Raw genomic sequence first — 25200 nt, forward strand, 5'->3', positions numbered from 1 at the left:
CTTAAATATCCCGGAGGGCTGCGCCAGCAGCGGCAGCAGCGCCACCGCCGCGCCGGCTGGCCGAGGCGGCCAGCGGAAACACCTTGGCCGGGTTCATCAGCCAGCCGGGATCAAACACATCCTTGACCCGCATCTGCGCCTCCAGATCCGCCGGGGTGAACTGCACATCCATCAGATCGCGTTTTTCCACGCCGACGCCATGCTCACCCGAGAGACAGCCGCCCGCCGCGACGCAAAGCTTAAGGATCTCGGCCCCGAGCGCCTCGCAAAGCTCCTGATCGCCGGGTTTATTGGCATCATAAAGGATCAGCGGATGCATATTGCCGTCCCCGGCATGGAAGACATTGGCCACCGCCAGCCCGTATTCTTTCGACAAGTCTCCGATCCGGCGCAAAACCTGTGGCAGGGCTGAGACCGGGATCGTGCCGTCAAGGCAGATGTAATCGGCAATCTGCCCCATGGCGCCGAAGGCCGATTTGCGGCCGAGCCAGATCCGCCCGGCTTCATCTGCATCGCGGGCCTCGCGCAGCTCCAGCGGGTTATGGCGCAAAGCCACGCTGCGGATCCGGGCCAGCTGGTCGCGGATCTCGCCCTCGCTGCCCTCGACCTCGATGATCAGCAAAGCCTCGCAATCGGGATAGCCGGCTTTGGCAAAGGCCTCGCAGGCGGTGATACAGGGCCGGTCCATAAATTCGATCGCCACCGGCGAGAGACCGGCGCGGATGATATCGGCGACGCATTCCCCCGCCACCTCATTCGAGTCAAAGGCCAGCAGCATCGGCAGGGCGCCTTCCGGCTTTGGCAGGATGCGCAGCCAGGCCTCGGTCACCACGCCGAGCTGCCCCTCCGAGCCGCAGATGACGCCGAGCAGATCCAGATCCGCCGCATCATTCCACGGCCCGCCGATCTGCAGCACCTCGCCGCTCATCAGCACCAGGGTCACGCCGAGCAGGTTATTGGTGGTGACGCCATATTTCAGACAATGCGCGCCGCCGGAATTCATTGCGATATTGCCGCCGATAGCACAGGCCAGCTGGCTCGAGGGATCGGGAGCATAGAACCAGCCCGCCTCGCCCACCGCCGCTGAAACTGAAAGATTGGTCCGCCCCGCCTCGACATGCACGGCGCGGCTGGCGTAATCGACCTCCAGCATCCGGTTCATCCGCGACAGGCCCAGCACCACCGCATCCGCGGTCGGCAACGAGCCCCCGGCGAGCGAGGTGCCAGCGCCGCGCGGCACAATGCGCACCCCCTCGTCATGACAGATGCGCAGCACTGCCGCGACCTCGGCGGTGCTGGCGGGCAAAGCCACGGCCAGGGGCGGGCAGCGCCAGGCGCTCAGCGCATCGCATTCATAGGCGCGTACCCCGGTCTCATCCGAGATCAGCGCCCCTTGCGCCAGCACAGAGGCCAGTTTTGCGACAATGTCACCTTTCCGCGCCAGGATGCGCGGATCGGGATCCGGCATTTGCACCGCTCCCCTCCCCCTGCTGATTTTCCGTCCTCGCATTCATGGCTAAAGCGCAGCCCGGCGTGACGCAAGTTTTTGCATCAGCCCGGGGGCGAAGATGCGGCCTTTTACACCCTGGCACTTTCCCCTCTTGTGAAGCGGGCGGAAACTCGGCACCTCTGGGCCTATGGACTGGATCAAAATCATTCACATTCTGGCCGTCATGGGCTGGATGACCTCAATCTTCGCCGTGCCCCGCGCGCTGATCTACTGGAAGCGCGAATGGCAGCGGCTGGGCGAATTTGGCCCGCTCGGCGATCTGACGATCCGCCTCTACCGCTTTTCCGCCGGGCTGATGGTGATTGCGCTCGCCACCGGCCTCTGGCTGGTGATCGGCTACTGGGGCATGCAGCCCTGGCTGCATCTGAAGCTGACCCTGGTGCTGGCCCTGGTGATCCAGTATATTCTGACCGGGCGTATGGTGATGCGCGCGCGCCGGGGCGAGTTCCGCGAGAGCGATCTGTTCTTGCGTATTTTCAACGAGATCAGCGTTTTCGCGGTGATCGCTATCCTCTGGGCTGTCGTGGTCAAACCCTTCTGAGCCCGTTCTTTTCTCTCCCCCCGCTGCGGGGGTGTTCTGCCTGAGTGACTGAAAGCCCGTGTTACCGATCCCCTCTGCCCCCGGAGGCCCCGCAATGTCCTCGCTGCAAACTCTGGCTGATATCACCACTGCGGAATGGCTGGCGCTGGCGCTGATTTTTCTGGCCTGGTTCGGCATCGGCTGGCTGGTGGAGCATCCACCCCGCGCCCGGCCCTCGGTCACCATCCTGATGCAGGCCTACCGGCGCGACTGGATGCATACCTTCATCACCCGCACGCCCCGGCTGTTTGACGTCTCGCTGATTGCCTCGCTGCGCCAGGGCACCACTTTCTTCGCCTCGGCCTCGATGCTGGCGCTTGGCGGCGGCTCAGCGATGATCGGCAATTCGGGGGCGATGCGGGAACTGGCAGCCGATCTGCCGATTGCCACCGGCCATATTGATCTGGCGCTGAAAATGCTGCTGCCCATGGCCTTTCTCGCCAATGCGCTGCTGAAATTCATCTGGGCGCACCGGCTGTTTGGCTATTGCGCCATTCTGATGGCGGCCGTGCCCAATGATCCGGATCATCCCGAGGCGATGCACCGCGCCGAACAGGCCGCCGATATCAATGGCACCGCCGCCAAAAGCTATAACCGCGGCCTGCGCGCGATCTATTTTGCGCTTGCCGGTCTCGCCTGGATCCTTGGCGAAGCGGCGCTGGTTCTTGCCACGCTGATCACCAGCGCCACACTTTTGCGCCGGGAATTCTGGTCGCAGTCGCGCGAGGTGATCCTCGACCGCCGCTCAGAGTGAGACCCGGACAGCTGAGGCGCCGGTCAGAGTAAGCGGCGCGCGCGGCTCAGCGCTTTGCGCCCCGCCGCCCCTCAATCAGCCAGGCCGCAATCGCAAGCCCGGCCGCCAGCATGAGCCAGGCCCAGCCCGGCAGCAAAGCCGCCTGACGCAACTCCAGGGTCACATAGGCCTCACGCGGGGTGAGGCCGATCCAGCCGCGCCCGGAGGCCGGGCGACCCTGTGCCACCAGACGCAGCTCGGGCAGGCCGGGCTCCAGCCGGGTCAGGCTGCCCCAGGCCCCGCTGGCCCCCGGTTTGGGCGCCAGAAGCGCCGTGCCATCGGCGATGGTTTGCTCAAACTCTTTCGGGCTGGCCGGGCCGATGCCGATGACCCGGGTCAGATCGCCCTGATCGAGACGGTAAAGCCCGGTCGCCGGCGCTTCCCAGATCAGCTGATATTTCCCCGCCGAAAGCTGGCGCATGTCATGGCTGGTCACGCTGCCATCCGGCGCGGTCAGGGTGACCGGCCCGGGCGGGGTCTCTCCAACCGTGCGCCGGGTGATGGTCAGCACATTGCCGCTCGCCGTGGCGGTCAGCGCCTCTTCCTCGAGATCGGGCTCTTTCAGCATCCAATGCGCCAGCCGGCGCAGAAGTTCGAGCTGCGGCCCGCCGCCCTCATAGCCCCGGCCCCAGAGCCAGGCATGATCCGAGGTCAGCACCGCGATCCGCCCCTCATCGACGCGGTCCAGCACCAGCAGCGGCATACCATCCGGCCCCTCCATCACCGTCTGGCCCGAGAATTTCTCGACCTCGAGAATACGGAACCAGCGGCCCCAGCCCGGCTCATCCCCCTCAGCCGCAAGCGGCGCGAATTTCTCCAGCCCCTCGGTCACCGGATGGCGCTGGCCCAGTTCGGTGATCTTCGGACGAAAGCCGCCCTCGACCACCTGCGCGGTCGGCGCGACCGGCAGCACCTCGGCCAGAGGCGAGCGATAGAGGCTGTCGACCGCCCCGAATTCCGGCCCCGAGGCCACCAGAACCGTGCCGCCATTGCGGATATAGCGCACCACATTATCAATATAGGACATCGGCAGAATGCCCCGCATCCGGTAGCGGTCAAAGATGATCAGATCGAATTCCTCGATCTTTTCAACGAACAGCTCACGGGTGGGGAAGGCGATCAGCGACAGCTCATCCACCGGCACCCCATCCTGCTTCTCGGGCGGGCGCAGAATGGTGAAATGCACCAGATCAACGCTGGCATCGGATTTCAGCAGGTTGCGCCAGACCCGCTCACCGGCATGGGGCTCGCCCGAGACCAGCAGCACCCTGAGCCGGTCACGCACGCCGTTGATCTGCACCACGGCGCTGTTATTGCGCGCGGTCAGCTCGCCCGGCGTGGCGGCAATCTCAAACTGCAGCACATTCAGCCCGCCATGCGGCAGGGTGACCGGCAGTTCCAGCGGCTCATTCACCGGCACGGTATAGCTCTGCGGCTCCTCGGCATCGACGGCGATGGTCAGCTCGGCATAGGCTGGCGCAGATGCGGGCACCCTGCCCTGATCCTCAACCATCAGCTCGAGCCGGAATTCCTCGCCGATAATGGCAAAGGCCGGGGCATTTTTCACCACGAGGCGGCGATCCCAGTCCTGCTCCTCGCCGGTCAGCAGCAGATGGAAGGGCGCGGGCAGATCGGGGCGCATCTCCAGATCATGCACCCTTCCGTCCGAGATCAGGATCACCCCCGCCACCCGTGAGCGCGGCACTTCAGCCAGCAGCCCGGCCATGGCATTCATCGCGAGGGTTCCGGTATTCTCGGCCCCGTCCCCGATGCGCCTGACCCGCAATTCGGTGTTTTCCAGCGCCGCGACCCGGCTTTCGATCCGCTGCAAAGCAGCCCGACTCTGCGCGCCCCGCTCACCAAGGCCCTGGCTGGCGCTGTCATCGACCAGCACCAGGACAATATCGGAAAGCGCCTGACGCTCTTCGCTTTGCAGCGAGGGCCCGGCAAGGGCCGCCAGCAAAGCGCCAAGCGCGAAGCTGCGCAGCAGCCAGCCCGCGAGGCCGCGCCAGAGCGCAAGGCCCAGCATCACCAGCGTCACCCCTGCCAGCAACCAGAGCAGCCCGGTCGGGATCAGCGGTGCAAAGACCAGATGCGGCATCATTGGCCCAGCCTCTCAAGCAGAGCAGGCACATGGACCTGGTCAGATTTATAATTGCCGGTCAGCACATGCATGATCAGATTGATGCCAAAGCGCCAGGCGATCTCGCGCTGCTGCTCTCCGGCGGCGCCGCGCCCGACCGGCAGCAAGGGTATACCATTCGCATCGGTGGCCCAGGCCGCCGCCCAGTCATTGCCGCCGATCACCACCGGGGTCACGCCGTCATTGAGATTACGGAAGGGCGCGCCTTCCTCCTGATCCGCGTCTTCGGGTGCGGCCTCGACCCAGATCGTACCCTCGCTGAAGCGGCCGGGGAAATTCTGCAGCAGGTAGAAGGTGCGGGTCAGAACGTGATCTTCGGGGATGCGCTCCAGCGCCGGAATATCCAGCCCCGCCGCGATACGCTGCAGCGCCTGGCCCTCGCCGGTGGCCGCGCCATAACCCGCGACCCCGGCATCGCGGGTGTCAAACAAGATCATGCCGCCGGTGCGCAGAAACTGGTTCAGCTTCGCATAGGCGGCGTCGGAGGGGGTCGGAGCATCCGCCGTAACCGGCCAGTAGAGGAAGGGGAAAAACGCCAGCTCATCACTTTCCGGATCGACGCCGATCGGCGGCTGCGGCTCGATCGAGGTGCGCTGCCAGAGCCGGTCGCCCAGACCGGCAAGCCCCGCTTCAGACAATTCGTCAATCTGCGGATCGCCGGTTTTCACATAGGCCAGAGCCACGCCATAGGTGGCCTCAATGGCGAAATCATCGCCAGGCTGCGGCCCTTCGGGCAGAGCGCCCGCCGGATTGCTGTCCCCGCGGAGCGCGGGGCTCGCAGGGCTCTCCTGAGCCCGGGCTTCCGGGGCGGCAAACGGCAGGAAGGCCAGGATCAGCAGCGCCGCCGTGCCGCGCCGCCAGCCTGACAGCCGCCCGGCCAGCCAGAGCGAGGCCAGGATATCGGCGAGCAAAGCCAGCAATCCGGCCGAGAGGAACCCACCCTTCAGCGAGTGTTCAGGCAAAGCCGCCAGCCCCTCTGGCACCACACCCGGGGGCCAGAGCGCCGGTTCCAGCCTGGTCTCAGCCGCGATGACATTCAGCGCCACGCGGCGCTCCTGTCCGGCATAAAGCCCCGGTGGCCAGGCCGGGCCTGGCCCCTCAAGCATTGCTTTCGCCAGATCCTCCCCCGGCACGCCCGCCACCTCGCCCGCATCGCGCTCTTCGCCCCAGGCGTTCAGCATCATCTCCGGCACCCAGAGCTGGCCGGCCAGATCCCTGGCCTCGGGCAGCGAGGGGCGGGTCGAGATCGCCAGCCGCTCCAGCATCTGCATGAACAGGCCCGACAAAGGCAAAGTCGACCATTCGGCATTGGCGGTGACATGGATCAGCACCACCTGGCCCTCGCCCAGGATCTTGCGGGTGACCAGCGGTGTGCCGTCATCAAGCGCGGCAATGGTGCGCCCGGCCAGTGTCGGATCGGGCTGGGCCAGAACCTGTTCGGCGATCTGCACATCATCGGGAATGGCGAGGCCAAAGAAGGGGCTGCCCTCCGGGAAAGGGGCCAGCTTTTTGGCATCGCCCCAGCTCAGCGCGCCGCCGAGCGAGCGACCGCCCGCGCGCAGCCGCACCGGCATCAGCGGATCCTCTTCAAACCGGCTCAGATCCGACCCCGCCAGCCGCGGCCCGGCAAAGCGCAAAAGCAGCCCGCCCTTTTCAACCCAGACCTCCAGCGCCTCCTGCTCGGTGGCGGTCAGCCGCGCCACATCGGCGAGGATCACCACATCCGGGCTGGCGGGCAAAGCGGTTGAGAGCGGCGCCTCGATCAGATCGGCAACCGGGGCCAGCGCCTGGCGCAGGTAATGCAAAGGCGAAAGCAGCTGCAGCCCCTCGGCCTGGGCCCCAGGCGAGATCAGCGCCACTTTACGCCGCTTCAGACTGTCATCGGTCAGCGTCACCGCCCCGGCCGAGCGCAGCCCGGCAATCTCAAAGCGGGTGAGGCGGTTGCGCAGTTCCGGCGGCAGGTCGGTTTCCGCCTCGGCCCGGCTCTGGCCCGGGGCAAAATCAAGCCGGATCCGGGCCAGTTCGCGCTCAATCCCCGCCGGATCCGGGCCGCGCCCGATCACCTCGATCTGCGCTGCTGCCCCGCTTTGCAGCCGCGAGGCGGCGACAATCACCGCGCCCTCGCCGAAGCGCACCGGGTGCAAAGCATAGAGGGCCGCACCGCCCTCAATCACCGTCAGATGGCCTCTGGCGCTGAAAACACCGGCCAGCCTGTCGCGCCCTTCATGCGCCAGCCCGTCCGAGAGCCAGAGCGTGTCGAAATCCCCGGCCGGAAGCATCGGGACCCAGGCCTCTGCCCCCTGGGGCGCATAGGCCGCAGGCTCCATCGCCGAGAGCCGCCCGGTCCAGGCCGCGGCGCTGCGGAAGCTGATCGCTTCGGGCAGATCGGTCAGCCGGATCACCGCCACGATGCGCCCGTCGCGCCCGGCCTCGTCCAGCACCTGGCCCGCGCGCTCAATCCGGCGCGTCCAGTCGCCCGCCTCGGCCCAGCCACCATCCAGCACGATCAGCAGGGGGCCGGAGCCCGCCGGTTTCGGCTCGGGATGCAGCACCGGCCCGGCAAAGCCAAGGATCAGCGCCGCAATCGCCGCCATGCGCAGCAGCAAAAGCCACCAGGGTGTCTTATCCGTCTCGGCATCCTCATCCTGCAGCCCCAGCAGAAGCACGACGCCGGGAAAGCGTTTGCGCAGCGGCGCCGGAGGCACGGCGCGCAGCAAAAACCACAGCACCGGCAAAGCGATCAGCCCCCAGAGCAGCCAGGGTGTCAGAAAACCGATCGGGCCGAACATGACCATCAGCCGCCCCCCTGCAATGCGCGGTAAAGCCAGAGCAAAGCCGGTTGTGCGGGCTGGCCGGTGTGATGGGTGAAAAACTGCCAGCCAACGGCGCGGCTGAGCGCGGTCAGGCGGTCTTTGCGCGCGGCCAGACGGGCGAGGTAGCGGCTGCGCAATTCGCCTGCCTGCTGGGTCTCATGGCGGACAGCGCCGCCCATCGATTCGAAGACCACCCTGCCGTCGAAGGGGAAATCCTCTTCCGCCGGATCAAGGATCTGCACCAGCGCGCCTTTGACACCGCGATCCGCCGCCTTTGCCAGCGATGCCTCTACCCCCTCGAGCGGGCCGAGGAAATCCGAGAAGAACACGGCGCGGCCATGGCTGACCATGCCTGCGGTCTCGGGCGCGGCATAATCCTGCGTGGCCGTTTCCGCCGCGCGCGCCAGATCCTGGACCAGGCGCAAAAGATGGCTGCGGCCCGAACGCGGCGGGGCCAGCCCGGCAAGCCCGACCCTTTCACCGCCGCGCAGCAACAGGACCGACAGAGCCAGCGCCAGCAGCCGGGCGCGCTCGCCTTTGGCCGCGCGGGATATATCGCCGCAAAAGCTCATGCTTTTCGACGGATCGACCCAGAGGGTGACCGATTGCGCCGCCTGCCATTCGCGTTCACGGATGAAATGCCCGTCCGAGCGGGCCGAGCGGCGCCAGTCAATCGCCCGCGCCGGATCGCCCTGATGCGCGGCGCGGTATTGCCAGAATTCATCGCCCGATCCGGCACGGCGACGACCATGTTCGCCCAGCATCAGCGTGGCTGCCAGCAGCTCGGCCTCGGCCAGCAGCGCCGGCAGCGACTGGCCGAGCGCCTCGGCCCGCGCTTGCAGCAGGCTGGTCACGCGGCAGCCTCAAGCCCGAGAATGCGCGCCGAGGTCCGCGAGATCAGCTCCGGCAGGGTCTCGCCCCGGGCGCGGGCGGCAAAGGACAAAGACATCCGGTGCGTCAGCGTGGCCTGGGCCAGCGCTGCCACATCCTCAACCGAGGGGACAAGGCGGCCCTGCAGCAAAGCCCGCGCCCGTACCGTCAGCATCAGCGCCTGAGCGGCCCGCGGACCGGGGCCCCAGGCGAGGCTGTCTTTCAGATCGCGGCCCTCGGCCTCGCCCGGACGGCAGGCGCGGACCAGATCGAGGATGGCCTCAACCACTTTCTCACCGACCGGCATACGGCGGATCAGCGCCTGGGCAGCCAGCAGCGAGCCGGTGTCAAACACCTGTTTCGCCTCGCCTTCCTCGGTGCCGGTGGTGGCGAGGATGATGGCGCGCTCGACCGCGCGCGAGGGGTAATCAACATCGACCTGAACGAGGAAGCGGTCGAGCTGCGCCTCGGGCAAAGGATAGGTGCCCTCCTGTTCAATCGGGTTCTGCGTCGCCAGAACATGGAAGGGGCGGCCCAGCGGGCGGTGCTGCCCGGCGACGGTCACTTCCTTTTCCTGCATCGCCTGCAGCAAGGCCGATTGCGTACGCGGGCTGGCACGGTTGATCTCATCGGCCAGCAAAAGCTGACAGAACACCGGCCCCTCGAGGAAGCGAAACGCCCGGCTGCCATCCTGCGCGGTTTCCAGCACTTCCGAGCCGATGATATCGGCGGGCATCAGATCGGGGGTGAACTGGATGCGGTTCGCATTCAGCCCCATCACCGTGCCGAGCGTATCGACCAGACGGGTCTTGCCAAGGCCCGGCAGACCGACCAGCAGCGCATGCCCCCCGCAGAGCAGCGCCGAGAGCACCAGCTCGACCACTTTTTCCTGGCCGATGAAGCGGCGCTCGATTGAGCTGCGTGCCTCAGAAAGCCGCGCTCCGAGCGCCTCGATCCCGGCCACGAGGGCCTGGTCTGCACCGGCAAGGTCCTGCATCGAAAAGCTCCCTGATCTTCTGTTGCGCTGTATTAGATCGAAATCCCGCGCCGGGTACAAACAGCAAAACCCGACCCCCAGCCGGGCAGGCACAAATCCTCGTGAGAGCGCCGGCGGAGCAGGCTGCCGGGCCGCCGCCCCGGGATAATCTGCAAAGGCGGCGGAACAAAGACCAGAGCACGCGATTGTCAGCCAGCCCCCCCTTGCCAGAACCGGTGCAAGCGCGGAAACAGGGCGCAGTGATCCGGGAGAAGGCCAGGATGGCACAGGAAGATGCAAAATCGCCTTCGGCAGAAGGACTGGCTGCGGCCGCGAGTTCGGCGGCAAAGGGCGGGAAACTGCCCCCCGTTCATCTGTGGAACCCCGATTTCTGCGGTGATCTTGATATCCGCATCGCCCGCGACGGCACCTGGTATTATCTCGGCTCTCCGATTGGCCGCGCGCCGCTGGTGAAGCTTTTCTCCTCGATCCTGAAGCTGGAAGCGGGAAAATACTACCTGGTCACCCCGGTCGAGAAGGTCGGGATCACGGTCGAGGATGCGCCGCTGCATGCGGTGGATTTTGAGGTCTCGGGCCAGGGTCGCGATCAGAGCCTGACCTTTACCACCCGCACTGAGGATGTGGTCACCGCCGGACCCGGACATGTTCTGCGCATTGTCCAGGACCCGGCGAGCGACGCCCCCTCGCCCTATATCATGGTGCGCGCCGGGCTTGAGGCCCGGATTGACCGCAAAAGCTTCTTCCGTCTGGTGGATTTGGGTTGCCACGAGACCCACGAGGGGGATAGCTGGTTCGGCCTCTGGTCCTCGGGGCAGTTTTTTCCGGTAATCCGATCTTCAGAACTGGCCTGACCCCATTCCCATGCCCCGCTTTGCCGCCAATCTGACCCTGCTCTTCACCGAAGTGCCGATGCTCGACCGCCCCGACTGGGCGCGTCGCACCGGCTTTGACGGCGTTGAGGTTTTGTTTCCCTATGATCACCCGGTTGCCGACTGGGAACGGGCTCTGGGCGATCTGCCGCTCGTGCTGATCAATACCCCGCCCGGGGACTGGCTCTCGGGGGATCGGGGCTTTGCCGCGCGTCCGGGCGATGAGACCACCTTCCGCGATGGTTTCCTGCATGCCGCCGATTATGCCACCCGGCTGAAAGTGCCGACGGTGCATGTGATGGCAGGTGTGGCGCGCGGCCCCCAGGCCGAGGCGGTTTTCACCGAGAACCTCGCCTGGGCCGCCGAACAGGCGCCGAATCTGCGGCTGACCATCGAGCCGCTGAACCCCGAGGATATGCCCGGCTATTTCCTCAATGATTTCGATCAGGCGGCGCGGATCCTTGATGATCTGAACCATCCCCGCATCGGTCTGCAATTCGACATCTGGCATGCGGCCCGGCTGCATGGCGATGCCGAAAGGGTCTGGGAAGACCATGAAGCGCGGGTCAATCATGTACAGATCGCCGGTTTCCCCTCGCGCAATGAGCCTGGCGGCGGTGGCTTCTCGCTGCCGAGGCTCTGCGATGCGGTGGCGGGGCTGGATCAGGTCTGGATCGGCGCCGAATACCGCCCGGCACGCGGCACGGCCCAGGGGCTGTTCTGGCTTCAGGCGCTGAAATCACGCGACCGGCTGATCGGCGACTGATCCCCTGCCGGAAGGCCCGGCCCCAAAACCTGACAAAGTGAAAGGGCCCCGGCATGTTCCGGGGCTTTTTCATTTCCAAAGCAAAATGTTATCAGCCGCAGGGATGGCTAGAGCAGCTGTGCGCGGGCATTGGCCACCAGCTTTTGAAGATCTTTCAGGCTTTGCCCGCCAAACAGCCCGTCATGGCCGGCAATAAAGGTCGGCGTGCCTGCCAGGCCCAGATGATCGCCAAGCGCCATGCTGTGATCGATATGCGCCAGCACATCGGCCGAGCCGGCATCAGCCTTCAGCTTGTCCAGGTCAAGCCCCGCCGCTTTGGCAGCCCGGGTTGCGGTCGCCTTTCCGGCCCGCCCCTTCTCCGCCATCAGCGCCTTATGAAACGCCAGATATTTTCCCTGTTTCAGCGCCGCGAGCGAGAAGGTCGAGGCCTCATAGCTGTCTTCGCCAAAGATCGGCCATTCGCGGAACACCAGCCGCAGCTGCGGATCGGCAGCCACCAGCTGCAGCATCACCGGCATGATCTTGCGGCACCAGGGGCAGTTATAGTCAAAGAATTCGGTCAGGGTGATATTGCCTGCCGGATTGCCCAGCACCGGCGCCATGCCCTCGCGCTCAATCGCCGCGCGCAGTTCCGACGGCATCGGATTGTCATGAGGCTGCGCCTGCGCCGCACCCGGGCCAGGCCGGAGCAGTAAAGCCCCTGCCGCCCCGGCTCCAAGGCTCAGAAATCCGCGCCGGTCGCTCATCTGCATTATCCTGTCCCTCTTCGGCGCAGCCACAGTCTCAGATCAGCCGGACCCGCGTGCCAACCGGCACCATAGCGAAAAGCTCGGCAATATGTTCATTATAAAGGCCTACACAGCCCGAAGACGAGGGCCGCCCGATCTTGCGCGTGTCATGGGTGCCATGGATCAGATAGGCCGGCCAGGAGAGATAGAGCGCATGGGTGCCGAGCGGATTATCCGGCCCCGGCGGCAGGAAAGCCGGCAGGCTGGGATCGCGTTCCCTCATATTGGCGGTCGGCGTCCAGCTCGGGCCCACTTTCTTGCGCACCACTTCGGTATAGCCGCGCCGGGTCAGCTCTTCGGTCAGCGGGATAGAGCTGGGGTAGAGCCGGTAATCCTCGCCATTGCCGGCCCAGTAATGCACCGCGCGCGAGGCGAAATCGGCGACGATCACTCCACTCCCGAGCCGGTCGAAATGATCGCGCCAGCTCTGCATGCGAAAGGCCGAGGAATTGTGACGCGGCGCGGCGCCCTCGGCTGCCAGCAAAAGCGTGGGCGCGGCGAGCGCCACCAGACCCGCGCCCGCCCCCAGAAGCGCGCGCCGTTTCATCAGATTGCCACTCATGACCCTACACTCCGTCTGTTTCCGGCAGCTTAAGTGCGGCAAGGTGCAAAATTAACCCCGCTGCCGATCACAATCAGCGCAGCGGGGTCACAGAGATGTGAATGTACCGGGCGCGGGCCCGATTATTGCAGGGGCGAGCCCGCCGCGACCGAAAGCGAGACATAGCCCGCCGCCAGGTCACGTACCGCACCGGCAAGGGCACTGCGCGCGCTCAGCAGGTTGCGCTCGGCATCGAGGACGGTGAAGAAATCGGTCTGCCCCGAGCCCCAGGCCTCACGCGCCAGCGAGACCGTTTCCTGGGCATTGGCCACCAGACGACGCTGCGCCGCCACGTTGGAAGCGCCGCGGTTCCAGGCCGAAAGCCCGTTCTCGACCTCTTCCACCGCATTCAGCACCGAACCACGCCATTTCAGCTCGGCCTGGACCGCATTGGCCTCTGCCGCCGAGAGACGCGCCTTATTCGCCCCGCCGGTGAAGATCGGCAGGTTGATCTGCGGACCGATCGCCCAGGAGGTCGGATTGGCGCCGCCGCGGATATTGGCCGGGGTAATCGAGCCCGAAAGCGTGACCGAGGGCCAGAAGGCGGCCTCTGCCACACCGACGCGGGCGGCGGCGGCGGCAAGACCTTTTTCGGCAATAGCCACATCGGGACGGGCACGGATGACATCAGCTGGCAGGCCGACCGAGGGTTTGAACCGCGCCGAAGGCTGCGAGGCGCCTTTCTGCAGCTGCGGGCGCAGCGTGGCCGAGCGGCTGTTGACCAGCGAGGCAAGGCGGTTCAGCGAGCGGTCAAAGCCGATCTCCAGCGCCGGCAGGCTGGCCTGGGCCTGGGCCACGGCCTGCTCGGCCTGCAGCTGGTCCAGACGGCTGGCCTGACCCACCTCAACCATATCCCGGGTCAGATTCAGGGTTTCCTGGCGGCTGGTGATGCTCTGCCGGGTCAGCGCGATGCTTTCCTGATAGAAGCGCAGATCAATATAGGCCGAAGTCACGGCCGCAGCCACGGTGCGCCGGGCGACTTCCTGCGACAGCTTCGCCGCCTCCCATTCCGCGACAGCCGCCGCGCGGGCAGCGCGGTTGCCGCCAAAGATATCAATCATCCACGAGGTCGAGAGCGTGGCCGAGGTGGATTCGGTGATCCCCCCCTGGGTGCTCTCGGCCCGGCTGGCATTCGCCCCGGCGCTGACGCCGGGCAGATCGGCGGCACGGGTGATCTGTGCCGCAGCCTCGGCCGCATCAATCGCCGCAATCGCTTCCTGGATCGAGAGGTTGCGCGACAGCCCCTGGCGGATCAGCCCGTCAAGGGTAGGATCACGGAAGCTCTGCCACCAGGCACCACTGGCGCTGCGGCCGGGCGCGCTGGCGGCGAAACTGCCGGCCAGATCCGGCGTCGGCCTGGTAAACTCCGTGGTCGCACAGGCGGCCAGCGCCAGGGTCAGCGGGAAAATGGTCAGGAAGCGGCCAGGCCGCGCGCGCCGGGGAAGAGATGTGCTGCTCATGGTTTCTTCTTTTCAGATCGCGGAAACGGCGTGGCCGCAGTTTTTGGAAAGGGTGACAGGGGCACGGCTCAGACCACGCCCCCGCTGTTATCTTACTCTGCCGGATGTGCGGCAGCCTGGGAACCTGTCTGTGTCGCCTTCGGCTTCAGTTTCTTATGTGTGCCAAACAGCTTCATGATGAAGACGAAGAACACCGGCGTGAACAGCACCCCGAGAACCGTCGCCGAGACCATACCGCCCACCACGTTGATGCCGATGGCATTCTGAGAAGCAGCCGAAGGGCCGGTGGCAGTTGCCATCGGCACCACGCCCATGGTGAAGGCCAGCGAGGTCATCAGGATCGGCCGGAAGCGCAGACGACAGGCCTCGACCGTGGCCTCGATCAGCTCGGCGCCCTCGGCGATCAGGTCCTTGGCTACCTCAACGATCAGAATCGCGTTTTTCGCCGAAAGTCCCACAATCGTGATCAGACCCACGGTGAAATAGACGTCATTCGACAGGCCCGCCAGGGTCACCGCAGCGACCGAACCGATGGCGCCCATCGGCACGATCAGCATGACTGATAGCGGGATCGACCACGAGCCATAGAGACCAGCAAGGCAGAGGAAGACGAAGAGCACCGACAGGCCGATCAGCATCGGGGCCTGGCTGCCGCTCTCAATCTCCTGTTTCGACTGACCGGTCCATTCAAAGGCAAAGCCCGGCGGCAGTTCAGCGGCGATCCGCTCCATCTCGGCAATCGCATCGCCCGAGGAATAGCCCGGATTGGCCGAACCATTGATCCGCACCGAAGGATAGCCATTATAGCCAATGATCTGGCTCGGACCAAAGCCCCATTCGGCAGTGGCAAAGCTCGACAGCGGCACCATCCCGCCCTGCACATTGCGCACGTTCAGCTTCAGCACATCTTCAATATTGGTGCGGGCCGAGGCTTCGGCCTGGACCATGACGCGCTGCATTTTGCCGTCATTGGGGAAGTCATTGACATAGCCCGAACCAAGCGCGACCGAGATGGTGCGGTTGATCTCGCCAAAGGTCACGCCAAAGGCATTGGCCTTCTCGCGGTCGATGCTCAGCGAAAGCTGCGGACCGGCGGGCAGACCCTCAGGATAGGTCTGGCCCAGAACCTCACTCTGTGCCGCGGCTCCGAGGATCTGCCCCATGGCAGCCTGCAGCGCAGGCTGACCATTATTGGCGCGGTCCTGAAGACGGAAGGAGAAGCCCGAGCTGCTGCCCAGACCCATGATCGGCGGCGGCGACAGCGCGAAAGCAAAGGCGTCACGGATGCCCATCAGGCGCATGGTGAAGCCACCCGCCAGCGCATCAGCATGCAGTTCCGGGGTCTTGCGCTCGCTCCAGTCTTTCAGCTGCACGAAAGCAAGGCCGGAATTCGGACCCTGACCCGAGAAGGAGAAGCCCTGCACCATCACGATGCTGGCCACGCCCTCCATCGAGAGAGCCGCGCCCTCAACCTGTTTGGTCACTTCACGCAGGCGGTAGCTCGAGGCACCGGGCGGGCCCTGGATATTGGCCAGCAGGAAGCCCTGATCCTCATTCGGCAGGAAGGAGGCCGGGATTTTCACGTAGAAATAGCCAACCCCGGCCACCAGAGCCAGATAGATCACCATCATCCGGCCAGCCCGGCGCACGAGGCCCGAGACAATGCCGGTAAAGCCCCGGGTGGTGCGGTCAAAGCTGCGGTTGAACCAGCCAAACACACCCTTTTTCGCATGGCCATGGCCTTTGGCCACCGGCTTGAGGAAGGTGGCGCAGAGCGCCGGGGTCAGCGAGAGCGCGAGGAAGGCCGAGAAGAAGATCGACACCACCATGGTCAGCGAGAACTGCTGATAGATGATCCCGACCGAACCCGGGAAGAAGGCCAGCGGCACGAAAACCGCCATCAGCGCCAGGGTGATGCCGACAATAGCGCCGGAAATCTGACCCATTGCTTTCTTCGAGGCCTCATAGGGAGAGAGCCCCTCTTCCGACATGATCCGCTCGACGTTTTCCACCACCACGATGGCGTCATCGACGAGAATGCCGATGGCAAGGATCATCGCGAACATGGTCAGAACGTTGATCGAGAAGCCCGCCGCATACATGACGGCCAGCGTCCCCGACAGCGCAATCGGCACCACAAGGGTCGGGATCACCGTATAGCGGAAGTTCTGCAGGAAGACGAACATCACCACAAAGACCAGCGCCACAGCCTCCACCAGGGTCATCAGAACCTTGGTGATTGAGGCCGAAACGAAAGGCGTGGTGTCATAGGGAATGCTGTATTCAACCCCCTCGGGGAACAGCGGCTGCAACCGGTCCATCACCGCCCGCACGCCCGCTGCGGTATCGAGCGCATTGCCCGTGGGCGACAGCTGCACCGCCAGCGCGGCGGTTTCCTGACCATTGAGGAAGGTGCTGAAGGCATAAAGCTCGGCATCGACCTCGATCCGCGCCACGTCTTTGAGACGCACCAGCGAGCCGTCATCGCGTGAGCGCAGCACGATATTGCCGAATTCCTCAGGGGTTTTCATCTGACCGGAAACCAGCAGCGAGGCCTGGATCTGCGTGCCCGGAGGCATCGGCTCAGCCCCGATCGAGCCTGCCGCGACCTGCGCATTCTGCTCGGCAATGGCAGCGCTGATCTCGGTGACCGAAAGGTCAAGGCCGACCAGTTTCGCCGGATCGATCCAGACCCGCATCGCGCGCTCGGTCGCAAAGAGCTGCGCCTTGCCCACACCCGGTACACGCCTGATTTCATTTACGATATTGCGCGACATGTAATCGCCGAGCGCCACGTCATCGAGCCCCGATTCCGGGGTAGCGGTGAGAGCGACCACCATCAGGAAGCCGGCACCGGCCTCTTCAACCGTGATGCCCTGCTGACGCACCTGCTGCGGCAAAGCCGCCTCGACGCGGCGCAGGCGGTTCTGGGTATCCACCACCGCCTGCGAGATCTCGGTACCCGAAGCGAAGGTGACGTTGATCGAGACCGCGCCGGTGGCTTCCGAGGTGCTCTCGAAATAAAGCAGCCCCGGAATGCCGTTCAGCTCTTCCTCAATCGGCTGGGTGACCTGCTGATAGAGATCCTCAGGCGATGCGCCCGAGAAGCGGGTCGAGATGGTGACCTGCGGCGGTGCCACATCGGGATATTGCGATACGGGCAGCATCGGCAGGGACAAAGCCCCTGCCAGTACGATGAAGATCGAGATGACCCAGGCCAGAACCGGGTTGTCGATGAAAAACTTTGCCATTGCTGCTGCCTCAGTTCACAGCCGCTTCCGCAGCGGCCTCAGGGGCGGCCGGGGCTGCGAAACGCTGGGTGCAGACCCCGGCCGGAGCCGCGTCTTTTGAGGGATCAGCCCAGCAGACCGGAGCGACCGGAGCGCCCGCGCCCATTTTCTGGAAGCCGTCGACAATCACCACATCCCCGGTCGCAAGGCCCGAGCTGACCGTCATGCGATTGCCATCCGAACGGCCCAGCCTGACCTGACGCACCTGCGCCAGGCCCGCCTCATCCAGTACATAAAGGAAAGCATTGCCTGCCGGATCGCGCTGCACCGCCTGGCCCGGCACGGCAATCGCGCCGGTCTCGGTGGCCTGCTCCAGCATGACGCGCACATACATGCCCGGCAGCAGATCGCCCTCGGCATTGGGGAATTCGGCGCGCAAAGTGATCTGCCCCGAGGTACGCTCCACCGAGGCCTCGGCAAACAGCAGCTTGCCCGGCTCGTCATAAAGCGAGCCATCATCCATCAGCATTTCCACTTTCGCCGCGCCCGGCTCCACCTGGGTCAGCGCCCCGCCCTTCAGCGCAGCGCGCAGGCGCAGCAGTTCCGAGACCGGCTGCTGAATATCGGCATAGACCGGATCAAGCTGCTGGATCGTGGTCAGCACCTCACCGCCGGCGGCAACCAGCGCGCCTTCGGTGACCTGGGCCCGGCCGATCACGCCCGAAATCGGGGCCTTGACCTCGGTATAGGAGAGGCTGATCTCAGCCGCGCGCAGATTGGCCTTTGCCTCAGCCACCGCTGCAGCCGCCTGCAGACGCGCAGCAATGGCGGTCTCATATTCGGCCTGGCTGGTGATATTGCGCTCATTGAGCGAGGCGAAACGCTTTTCCGTCGCCTGTGCATCTTTCAGCACGGCCTCAGCCCGGGCCAGACCAGCCTGGGCGGCCTCGACGGCAATTTCATAGCTGGCACTGTCGAGGCGGAAGAGCACATCCCCCTCGCTCACCACGCTGCCCTGTTCAAATTCACGCGTCTCAACAATGCCGCTGACGCGCGGGCGTACATCAGCAACCCGGGTGGCCGCGATACGGCCCGGCAGTTCAGAGGTGACAGCCAGATCCTCGGCCTGAACCACGATCACGCCAACCGGCGGCGGCGGCCTGCCCTCCTGGGCTGCGAGCGGGGTCAGAGCCAGAAGCGAAACAGAAGCGCCAAGCAAAAGCGCGCGGGACAGATCAATGGACATGCGGATTCCGTCAAAAGCGAGAATGAGGGCAGGTTGCGTTGGGCATATGTCCAACTTGAACACATGTCCAGTTTTAAATCGTAAAACTCTGTGTTAGGCTGAGAGAAATAATGAAATCGGAGGCGCGGCATTGGCGTATTTGTCTCGCGAGGCTCGGCGGGAGCAGATCATGAATGTCGTCCGGGTGCTCGTAACAAGCGAGGGCCTTGCGGCGGCAACCGTCCGGCGTATCGCTCAGGAACTCGGCTGCTCGCCGGGACAGATCCACCACCATTTTGCTTCGGCCGAGGCCTTGCGGGCCGAAGCCGTGCGCGATGTCTGGGCGCGGATTGAGCCGATTCTCAGCGCGGCTCTGGCGCCACTGCCCCCCCGCCAGCGCCTGCTGATCGTTCTCGCCAGCTGCGTTGAATATCTGCCTGATGACATGCAGCCCGCCATGATCGCCGCCAAGCGCCTGTGGCGCGAGGCCCGTGATGCCCATCCCGGCCCGGAAGTACGCGACGCGGTGGCCGAAGGTCTGGGCCGTCTGCGCAGCGAGCTGGAAACCACGCTCCGGCGCGGTATCGCCGAAGGAGAATTCCCCGCCGGTCTCGATGTCAGAAAGGTACTGCTCGACCTGATGACCGCGACCATTGGCTATGACAATCTGACCGATCTCGGCGCCGTCCCCGATCTGACCGGGGATAAACGCGCCTTTATCGAGGAACGGATGCGCCAGCACGGCCTGTAAGGCTGCCGCTCAGGCCATCCCCGTTTTAGCCCGGACCAGGACGGCAGGCCCGGCGAATCAGCCCTGCGCCTGCCCGGACCGTCAAGCATAGCAGCTCAGGCCAGGCCCCGGAGCCACAGCCTGAGAGCATGACACATTCAGGGGGCAGCCCAGGCAGAACCAGGGATACCCCCTCTCCTCGGCCCGAAAGCCCCCCTTCATATGTCAGCCCTCGGCTTCTGCTTCAGCCTCATCCTTCGCGATCTTGAAAATCCGGTATCCATCGACGATGAACCCAGCAGCTTCAGCCCGAAGCTTCAAAAGGCGATAGGTTTCAGGGATCGAAACAACAGCAGACCACGGCCCACTGATTACGCGGCGCTGCGAATTCCCGCCCCGGGTGTCACAAGAGGAACCGACTTTCTTCACCTCCGCCGAAATACAGTCGATGACCTCAGCCTCGGTACCGTATCCATGCAGATCAACCGGCATCCAAGCAGGGCCGGTCCAAGTGTCTTCGACGCCGCGCAGCAACGCCAAGACGAAACGAGGCGTAATAACAGGTTGTGATTCCGTGACTTCATGCAGGAAGAGCTTGATTGCGTTCCCATGAGCGCGCACGAACTGGCCTGCCAGATCCATACTGATCTTCTGAGCCATCAGGCCCTCAGCCAGCATCAGAGCAAGGGCGTGATAGCCGTCATAGCGGCGTTGCCCCCCCTCTACGAACTCGGCTTCATCCCAAGGCGCGGCCCCGGCTTTTTGGGCATTTCGAATTGCTTCGCGCGGACGGCTGGTAAGATCGGAGAGCGATTGCAAGCGAACGGTTCCAAGAGACATTGTGGGTTTCCTTATACTGGTTCTCAACAAACCCATTACCGAAAAAAGGGTTTCTTAAAACCCATAATTGTGATCCATCAACCATTAGGCAAATTGCGAGGGAGTGCAGCGACAAAGTCTCGCGCCTGTTCGGGCGCCCAGACATCACCACTAACCTCGGTCGACCCGCACTCCCCCAGCAGCGCAAAGGCAGCGGCCCACAACTCATTTGCGCGATCTGCACCGATAATGCAGACAGTTCCGTCGATGCTGTGGGTCATAAGCTTGCCGATGAAATCGAACGGACCGGTGGAAGGCAGATCGAGGATCTCTTCGGCAAGGCGCATTGCCTTGCGACCCCAGAGATCTCTGACGCATCGCTCGCATCGATTTTCAGGGCCGCGTCCCAATCCCGTAGGCATCTCTGCCATTCAGCGCGCTTCCGCATCACCGGGGATTGCGGGGAGGGGAGCACTAGATGCGGGATCTGCCTCCAGGCACAGATCGGCGACGGTTGCGGTGACGAGCAGCTCGCTATGGCTCATTGCGGCACCTCCGCGAAGCGCATCATCTCGCATAGGGGAGAGACCCCCTGAACCCATAGGGCAAAGCGCCATCGCCGAAGCTGGTCGCAAGCAGGAGCTTCAGAATCACATCAGATTCACAGATCGATGGCACGGCCAGAACTCCGTCTTCCATGTGGGTCCGTGAGCTTTTGCTTTAACTCGCTGGCAGAATAGCCAAGCCGCTCGAATGCCTCTGCCGCAGATCCACCTCCGGTAACTACAAATTCATCTGCCCGCAGGTTCAGTTCTTTCAGCCCATCGGTCAGAGCATCCACCCCGGCCTTGTCCGTCTCGACCTGCACATTCTCAAAATTCCAGCGCAGGATCGGATTGCCGCCATGGCGGAAGCGCCCGGCCAGAATGACCCGCTCAAGCTCTTTCACCGCTGGCCCCATCGTAACTCAGCCCTGCCGCATCTCGACCGCTGGCAATCCGGCCTCGACCTGATCCGCCATGATCACCCCGGCGAATGTCTTGTCGTATGCGATTTCCTGCACATGGAAGCGGGCGCAAAGCTCGCGAATGAAGGCGTCAACCGCGCGCAAATCGACCGTGTTGCCAGGCGTCGGGATGATATGACTATCCTCGGCCCACATGACGTAACCCGAGAAATCGCCGTAGAGGATCGGGAAGGCACCCGCCGCAATGTCGGGCATATCCAGAACCTCGACCACCGGACGCCCGAGGATCATTTCCGGCTGGCCCGCCTGATAGGATGGCTGCCAGAGGAACCGGCCATCCCCGTCTTTCAGCTTGCGGATGGCGCCAAGCGTGGTGCCGTTCATCGCCCAGGCACCCGCATTGCGATAGTTCGCGGGCATCGCATAAAGCAGATTGATCAGCGCATCTGCCGAAAGATTGGTCGCATGGCCGTTTTTCGTTTTGGCGATCTTGCTGTTGACCATGACGCCTTCCGGCTGCGTCACACCATTGCCGTTGACGAAGGCCACGCTTCCTTTCTTCGCGTAGTCCTCTGCCAGCGCCGCCCGTACTTCGGTTTCAACCTCGGGCGCGTCCTGCATCAGCACATTGCTGATATCCACAAAGGTGGACATGCCGCGCAGGGTCAGCTCGGTCATGCCGAAAATATCTTTGGTCGGACTTTCCGTGGTTTCGTCAATCTCATCATCCCAGACCGCATTCCCGAAAGGCTTGCGGGTCGGATAGACGACAGACGGGGCCGAAGTGCCGCGCACGGATGCAAGCGAGTGCAGAGGCGAAAACTCGACCAGATCACGGATGATTTCCGCCGAGAACTCGGGCGGGGCCAGATATCCGCCTTGCCCGTCAGAAACCATGGTCAGGGCTTTCAGGTCCAGCTCCGGCGCACGATCCCCGAACTTGAGATAGGACTGGAATGCCTTGCGCTCCAAGGTCACTTCCGTGCCGCCGCCTTCGCCACCAGGGCGATTGCTTTTCGCCTCGATCCCGTCAAGGCGCGCGGTCAACGGTTTCAGCGCCTCGGCCAGCGCAGGCGCAATCGCGCCAATGGCTTTCGTCTCAACGCCTTGCAGCGCCTTTTCAAGCTCTTCCGGGTCCATGTGATCCCCTTTCTGTTGTTCAGCCGACTTGGCCAATGTGATGCGCGCGCCTGGATGCATCGGCACCCCAACCACGCTGATTTCTGCAAGATCGACGGCCCGCAAATCGCGCCCGCCACCCTTCCGGCGCGGCGCATTCAAGGCCCGATAGCCGATGGACAAACCGCCCATAGCCCCCATTTTCACCTTGTCGCGCACGATCAGCGCGGCAGGGTCTGACATGGTGAATTGACCCTTGACCCGCAGGCCCTCTGGCGTCTCGATACCCTCAGACCAAACGCCGATCACCTTTGTCTGGTCGTGGTTATCCAGCATCGCGATCGGGAACTTGACCTGAGCAAAAGCGCCCTTGTGGACCACATCGCCGCCGCGATCCGCCGTTCCGAAAACCGAGGCCAACCCTTCAATCGCGCCTTCATCGGTGACCGAAAGCGCTGCCTTGAAATCAAGCCGCAGCATCGGCTTCCCCCTCGAAATAGACGCGACGCGAGGCGGCGAAGGCATCGACCTGCGCCCTGACCCATGCAACCGAAAGCAGCTTGACAGCGCGGTCAAAGGTGAGCGGCAAAGGCTCTCCGCCCTCGGTCACATCCCAATCCAGCACGATCCGCGCCAGAAGCTGGACCTGCGCCCGCGCCTGATCCTCACCGGCAACCCGGCCCGTGGCGTCTGCCATCTCGGCAAGCTCATCGGTCATGATCGCCATCGCCTTGGCCTGCGCCCGGCTATCCGGCCCAGCCACGCGAAACCGCATCCCGGCAGGCTCGCCGGTCACCGGATGCAGTAAAGGAAACCATTTGCCTCGGTCCTGATCCTCAACCATGAACAGCACGTCATTAAACTGCATTGGGCGGCACCTCTTCGCTTGTCGGGCGTCCGCCCTGATCCGGGTTGATGTTGCGATTGCCGAACTTGTCGCCGCCCGCGTAAGGTCCAAGGCCGATCCAACCCCGGCCCTCATTCGGGTTGAGGACTTCCGAGGCGATCAAGCTGTTGATTGCAGTGGCGCGGGCGGTCAGATCGGCGCGGGTCAGGTCGTCACGGTCGAACCGGATCACCAGCCCGTCAGCCCGTTCTTCGCGGGTCAGCAGCGCACGGGCCAAAGCACCCTCACGGCCTTTCAGCCACAGCTCAAGGCAGTTGATCAGAAAATCCATGCCCTGTTGTTCGCCATTGGCATAGGTCGCCCGATCCAACGCGAACAGCATCGAAGGCGGCACCCCGAAGGCACGCGCGATCTCATAGATCTGAAACATGCGGTTTTCGATGAACTGCGCATCGGTGCTGGCAAAAGCGTAGGGCTTGTAATCGGCCCCGTCATACAGGATCGCAGTTGCCCCGCCGCTATCCTCGCCCTCATGCGTTTCACGCCAAGCCTTGCGAGCTTTCTTAACGCTTTCTTCACCCATGCCCTTAGGGAAGATCAGCGCCCCGGAAGGGCGCGCGCCGCGACCGAACAGCTTTTCTGCATGGCTAGCCAGGGCGCGGGCAACCGCGATCCCTTCGCGGGCTAGTGTGGGGGGTGCTTTGCCGAAGGGCGCGCGCAAATGGATCACGTCAGCGGCAGGCGTCAGGCGGTTCTCAATCCGATAGATCGGCTCGCCCGTGGTCTGATTGTAATCAACATTGAACACGCCGGACCTAAAGCGGATCAGCTCATATGGGCGGCCATCCCCAAGCCGGTTGACCCAAGCCAGCCCGCCACGATCATCGGTCAGGGCGTCAATCACTAGGTCGCGAACAAAATCGAAACCCGAGGTCCAGTCATTGGCAAAGCCGGTCAGAAGAGTGCTAGCGGGATGATCACGAACCTCAACCTCTGACCCGTCCGCCTGCCGCGCCTTGACCTGAACATCAAGGCTAGCAGCAACCCCGGAAATCAGCCTGATCGCGGAACCCACAGCCGGAACCCGCAGCGCCTCTGCCGAACTGATCGGCCCAACAATGCCGAACTGGGCAAAAATATCCGGCCCCGGATCAGCCAGCGAGGACTTGATCAGTGGCCGGAAGAGGCGGGCGAGAATGGACGGGTTTTTCATAGTCCATTTTGTGCGCTCGCCCGCCGTTTCGTTTCTAGTCGCTTAAATTGATCAGGATTGATCAAGATTGATCACTAGGGCAGGCGTACTTACCTTTTCGCCCCCGATCCCGGCTCTGAACCTGTCAGCCAGCCCCGGATTTCCGCGCTGGCGGCGAACCAGCGCCCGCCCACCTTCCGGGCTGGGAAGCCGGAGCTTTCATCCCATAGCCACCTATTCACCGTCGCAACCCCAACCCCGACAAAGGCGGCAATCCCCTTTGCCCCGTAAATCCATTCGTTCTTCTCGGACTTCTGTCCCATGCTCTGCCCCACCCTTTTTTTATTATCTGCTTCTCAGCCAGCCCGCCCAGCCCAAGGCGATCCGGTAGGCTATCTCGGAACTTTCAGCCGGTGCGGTCGTGGTCGGCATGATCCAGCCCCCGCCCTCGACTGCCTGCCCGATCCGGTCCAGCGATGCGAACCCCCGGTCAGCCAGCCAGATATCCCAAGCCTCATGCGCCGCCGATCCGGGGGCAACGAGAGTGGTCGCAATGTTCGGGCGTTTCGGCGGGCGCAAAGCTGCCCTCGGATGCACCCCGTTTGCAGCATGGTTTTTATTGTTCAAATTTGGTTCCTCCATATAGGGGGGTCTGATGGCTGTTCACCCGGCAGAAATGATGGCTGTTCACCCTTGAAATCTGATGGGTGTTCGGTCGCAGTTGCGTGGCGATCTTCTGGGAAGCAGAACCTGATCGCGGCCCGGACGCCGGGCGCGTTGCCGCCCTTGCGCTCGATCCATCCAGCGCGCTCAAGGTCGCGCATAGCCCGCTCGATTGTGGGAACAGAGGTCGCGCAATCTTCGGCCAGCGTGGCAGCCCC

20 protein-coding genes and 2 pseudogenes are annotated in these 25200 nt (G+C 64.0%); 5 read left to right on the plus strand and 17 right to left on the minus strand.

What is annotated here, in order from left to right; genetic code table 11:
* Position 1: 1 nt before the first annotated feature.
* Complete coding sequence (locus H0485_RS13530) at positions 2–1474, minus strand: FAD-linked oxidase C-terminal domain-containing protein (protein WP_226936405.1); 1473 nt, start codon at positions 1472–1474, stop codon at positions 2–4.
* A gap of 163 nt (positions 1475–1637) precedes the next feature.
* Here H0485_RS13530 and H0485_RS13535 point away from each other — a divergent pair, with 163 nt between their 5' ends.
* Positions 1638–2051 carry a CopD family protein gene (locus H0485_RS13535; protein ID WP_226936407.1) on the plus strand — a complete coding sequence of 138 codons (414 nt, stop codon included), beginning with the start codon at positions 1638–1640 and terminating at the stop codon, positions 2049–2051.
* A gap of 94 nt (positions 2052–2145) precedes the next feature.
* Entirely contained in the window at positions 2146–2844 is a 699-nt protein-coding gene (locus tag H0485_RS13540) for a DUF599 domain-containing protein (RefSeq protein ID WP_226936409.1), read from the plus strand.
* A 46-nt stretch (positions 2845–2890) separates the two neighbouring features.
* Here H0485_RS13540 and H0485_RS13545 read toward each other — a convergent pair whose 3' ends face one another.
* The 4 genes from H0485_RS13545 to H0485_RS13560 are packed head-to-tail and all read right to left on the minus strand — an operon-like array spanning position 2891 to position 9706.
* A complete protein-coding gene (locus H0485_RS13545; RefSeq protein WP_226936543.1) occupies positions 2891–4984 on the minus strand; it encodes a hypothetical protein in 2094 nt (697 codons plus the stop codon).
* A complete protein-coding gene (locus H0485_RS13550; RefSeq protein WP_226936410.1) occupies positions 4984–7821 on the minus strand; it encodes a DUF4159 domain-containing protein in 2838 nt (945 codons plus the stop codon). The genes H0485_RS13545 and H0485_RS13550 overlap by 1 nt, the downstream gene beginning before the upstream one ends.
* Entirely contained in the window at positions 7821–8693 is an 873-nt protein-coding gene (locus tag H0485_RS13555) for a DUF58 domain-containing protein (RefSeq protein WP_226936412.1), read from the minus strand. The genes H0485_RS13550 and H0485_RS13555 overlap by 1 nt, the downstream gene beginning before the upstream one ends.
* Positions 8690–9706, minus strand: coding sequence for an AAA family ATPase (locus H0485_RS13560; protein ID WP_226936413.1), 1017 nt, complete (start codon positions 9704–9706; stop codon positions 8690–8692). Before H0485_RS13560 ends, H0485_RS13555 begins: the two co-directional genes overlap by 4 nt.
* Positions 9707–9966: 260 nt before the next feature.
* Here H0485_RS13560 and H0485_RS13565 point away from each other — a divergent pair, with 260 nt between their 5' ends.
* On the plus strand, positions 9967–10557 hold the full coding sequence (locus H0485_RS13565; protein ID WP_226936415.1) for a DUF1285 domain-containing protein: 591 nt from the start codon (positions 9967–9969) through the stop codon (positions 10555–10557).
* Positions 10558–10567: 10 nt separating this feature from the next.
* A complete protein-coding gene (locus tag H0485_RS13570) occupies positions 10568–11341 on the plus strand; it encodes a hydroxypyruvate isomerase family protein (RefSeq protein WP_226936417.1) in 774 nt (257 codons plus the stop codon).
* Between the two features lie 107 nt (positions 11342–11448).
* On the opposite strand, the gene H0485_RS13575 is transcribed toward H0485_RS13570, so the two are convergent.
* From H0485_RS13575 to H0485_RS13595, 5 genes are all read right to left on the minus strand, one after another.
* Entirely contained in the window at positions 11449–12087 is a 639-nt protein-coding gene (locus H0485_RS13575; protein ID WP_226936419.1) for a DsbA family protein, read from the minus strand.
* A gap of 37 nt (positions 12088–12124) precedes the next feature.
* Positions 12125–12691 carry a L,D-transpeptidase gene (locus H0485_RS13580; protein WP_435531505.1) on the minus strand — a complete coding sequence of 189 codons (567 nt, stop codon included), beginning with the start codon at positions 12689–12691 and terminating at the stop codon, positions 12125–12127.
* Positions 12692–12813: 122 nt separating this feature from the next.
* On the minus strand, positions 12814–14190 hold the full coding sequence (locus H0485_RS13585) for an efflux transporter outer membrane subunit (protein ID WP_226936420.1): 1377 nt from the start codon (positions 14188–14190) through the stop codon (positions 12814–12816).
* A 92-nt stretch (positions 14191–14282) separates the two neighbouring features.
* Entirely contained in the window at positions 14283–17441 is a 3159-nt protein-coding gene (locus H0485_RS13590; RefSeq protein WP_226936422.1) for a multidrug efflux RND transporter permease subunit, read from the minus strand.
* Positions 17442–17451: 10 nt separating this feature from the next.
* Positions 17452–18666 (minus strand): efflux RND transporter periplasmic adaptor subunit, encoded by a 1215-nt coding sequence (locus H0485_RS13595; protein WP_226936424.1) that lies wholly within the window; start codon positions 18664–18666, stop codon positions 17452–17454.
* 169 nt (positions 18667–18835) lie between these two features.
* On the opposite strand from H0485_RS13595, the gene H0485_RS13600 reads away from it, so the two are divergent.
* Positions 18836–19396, plus strand: a complete 561-nt coding sequence (locus H0485_RS13600) for a TetR family transcriptional regulator (protein WP_226936426.1) — start codon at positions 18836–18838, stop codon at positions 19394–19396.
* 204 nt (positions 19397–19600) lie between these two features.
* Here H0485_RS13600 and H0485_RS13605 read toward each other — a convergent pair whose 3' ends face one another.
* The 7 genes and pseudogenes from H0485_RS13605 to H0485_RS13635 form a co-directional block, all read right to left on the minus strand.
* On the minus strand, positions 19601–20215 hold the full coding sequence (locus H0485_RS13605) for a hypothetical protein (protein ID WP_226936428.1): 615 nt from the start codon (positions 20213–20215) through the stop codon (positions 19601–19603).
* 77 nt (positions 20216–20292) lie between these two features.
* Positions 20293–20541, minus strand: a complete 249-nt coding sequence (locus tag H0485_RS13610) for a hypothetical protein (RefSeq protein ID WP_226936430.1) — start codon at positions 20539–20541, stop codon at positions 20293–20295.
* A 314-nt stretch (positions 20542–20855) separates the two neighbouring features.
* A pseudogene (locus tag H0485_RS21670) lies at positions 20856–22361 on the minus strand (phage major capsid protein).
* Positions 22338–22805: pseudogene (locus H0485_RS22020) on the minus strand (HK97 family phage prohead protease); the annotation flags it as partial. The pseudogenes H0485_RS22020 and H0485_RS21670, both read right to left, overlap by 24 nt.
* Positions 22747–23148 carry a hypothetical protein gene (locus H0485_RS13625; protein ID WP_226936432.1) on the minus strand — a complete coding sequence of 134 codons (402 nt, stop codon included), beginning with the start codon at positions 23146–23148 and terminating at the stop codon, positions 22747–22749. The gene H0485_RS13625 and the pseudogene H0485_RS22020, both read right to left, overlap by 59 nt.
* On the minus strand, positions 23138–24340 hold the full coding sequence (locus H0485_RS13630) for a phage portal protein (RefSeq protein WP_226936434.1): 1203 nt from the start codon (positions 24338–24340) through the stop codon (positions 23138–23140). Before H0485_RS13630 ends, H0485_RS13625 begins: the two co-directional genes overlap by 11 nt.
* A gap of 324 nt (positions 24341–24664) precedes the next feature.
* Positions 24665–24946: a hypothetical protein gene (locus tag H0485_RS13635; RefSeq protein ID WP_226936436.1), complete on the minus strand. Its 282-nt coding sequence runs from the start codon at positions 24944–24946 to the stop codon at positions 24665–24667.
* Positions 24947–25200: the final 254 nt, after the last annotated feature.

Source organism: Pseudogemmobacter faecipullorum (assembly GCF_020539525.1).
Lineage (GTDB): Bacteria > Pseudomonadota > Alphaproteobacteria > Rhodobacterales > Rhodobacteraceae > Pseudogemmobacter > Pseudogemmobacter faecipullorum.